Origin of the sequence: Streptomyces sp. NPDC086077 (assembly GCF_040686175.1) — a bacterium.
Taxonomy (GTDB): domain Bacteria; phylum Actinomycetota; class Actinomycetes; order Streptomycetales; family Streptomycetaceae; genus Streptomyces.
On record NZ_JBFBJT010000306.1, the window covers coordinates 1 to 2,109 of the forward strand.

Annotated in this window: 1 protein-coding gene; it reads left to right on the top strand. The window is 72.9% G+C overall.

Going from position 1 to position 2,109, the window contains the following annotated elements; genetic code table 11:
• Window positions 1-2,069, top strand: a 2,069-nt coding sequence (locus AB0O67_RS37235; protein ID WP_365460522.1) for an ABC transporter family substrate-binding protein, incomplete at its 5' end; no start/stop codon positions are given.
• Window positions 2,070-2,109 lie beyond the last annotated feature (40 nt).

Here is a 2,109-nt window from a genome sequence, read left to right on the forward strand (position 1 = left end):
CTCACGACGGCGTCACACTGCGCGCGGTGATGCGCTCGGTCGCCTTCCTCACCGCGGGTCTGCTCGCGGTGCCCGCACTGGCCGGGTGTGGCTCGGACGACGAGGCCGGCAAGCCGCTGGCCGGCCAGGACATCGCGCCGGCCGGCCGCGCGCAGGTCGCCGACGGCGGCACCCTGCGCTGGGCCGTGGACGCCGTACCGGACACGCTGAACGCCTACCAGGCCGACGCCGACGCGACCACGACGAAGATCGCTCAGGCCGTGCTGCCGTCGCTGTTCCGGCTGACCGAGAGCGGGCGCCCGGAGATCAACCCCGACTACCTGGAATCGGCGAAGGTCGTGAAGACCGAGCCCCGGCAGGTGGTCCTCTACAAGCTCAACCAGCAGGCCGTCTGGAGCGACGGACGGGAACTCGGCGCGGCCGACTTCGCCGCCCAGTGGCGGGCCCTGTCCGGGAAGGACAGCGCCTACTGGACCGCGCGCAACGCCGGGTACGACCGCATCGAGCGGATCGAGCGGGGCGGCAGCAACTTGGAGGTCAAGGTCACCTTCAGCCGTGCCTACGCCGACTGGAGGTCGCTGTTCTCGCCGCTGTACCCGAAGGAGGTCATGGGCACCCCCGACTCCTTCAACGACGGGGCCCGCACGAAGCTCAAGGTCACCGCCGGGCCCTTCACCGTGCAGAACGTCGACAAGAAGAAGGACGAGGTCATTCTCGTCCGCAGCCCGCGCTGGTGGGGGGAGCCCGCCAAGCTCTCCAAGATCGTGCTGAGCGCCGTACCGCGCGAGAAGCGGGGCGAGGCGCTGGCCGCGGGGACGGTCGACCTGGCCGACGTCGACGTGGCCACCGCCCGGCGCATCGAGCTCGCCGGGCGGCCCAAGGGGACCGCCACGCCGCTCCAGGGCGGGGCGGCCGCGGCGTCCGCGGACACGCAGGCGCTGGGCCGCTACGAGGTCCGCAAGTCGCTGGAACCGGCCTACACCCAGCTCGCCCTCAACGGCGCCGCCGGTCCGCTCGCCGACGAACGGGTCCGCCGGGCCGTGGCCCGCGCCCTGGACCGCAAGGAACTGGCGGAGGTCGTCCTCAAGCCGCTGGGCCTGCCCACCGAGCCGGTCGGCAGCCACCTCGCGCTGGCCGGGCAGGAGGCGTACGCCGACAACAGCGGCGCGCTCGGGGGCGAGGACACCAAGGAGGCGCAGGCCCTGCTCGCCGACGCGGGATGGGTGCGCGGCGGGCCGCTGAAGGAGCAGAAGAAGGAGAAGGCGGCGGGACCGCAGGGGAGGTCGACGTCGCCGGAGTCCGGGGAGTCGGCGGCGGAGGACGACGGGACGTACATCGTCGGCGAGGACGGCAAGGCGGGGGAGGACCCCGAGTGGCGTGACCACCGGGAGTACCCCCGCAACCTCGCCCAGGACGGCAAGCAGCACGTCCAGCAGGGCGGCGGGGCGCAGGGCGCGTACGCGCCCCAGGGCACCGCGGCTCCGGGGCCCGCGGCCGGGCCGCTCGCCAAGGACGGCAAGCCGCTCACGCTGCGCTTCGTCCTGCCGTCGGGTCCCGGGTCCGACACGCTGCACCGGGTGGCGGACCGGATCTCGCGGATGTTGAAGCGGGTGGGGATCAGCACGGAGACGACGAAGGTCCCCGACGAGAGCTACTTCAAGGACCACATCGCGAACGGCGAGTACGACCTCGCGCTGTACTCCTGGCCCGCCTCCGCGTTCCCCGCGACCGACGCCCGGCCGATCTACGCCAAGCCGGTACCCGCCGCCGACGGCTCCCTGAGCATCGAGCAGAACTACACGCGGGTCGGCACGGACCAGGTCGACCAGCTCTTCGACCAGGCTGTCGCCACGCTGGACGAGGAGGAGTCCCGCGACCTCGTGCGCAAGGCCGACTCCCGCATCTGGGCCGCGGCCGGCTCCATCCCCCTCTACCAGCGCCCCCAGCTGACCGCCGCCCGCAAGACCCTCGCCAACACCGGCTCCTTCGGCTTCGAGACCCCGGTGTACGAGGACATGGGCTTCCTGAAGAAGCCCAAGCAGTCGGCGAAGGCGACGACCGGGAACTGATCCCGCCCCCCGCTCGGCCCGGCGCTGCGGCATCCCGCGG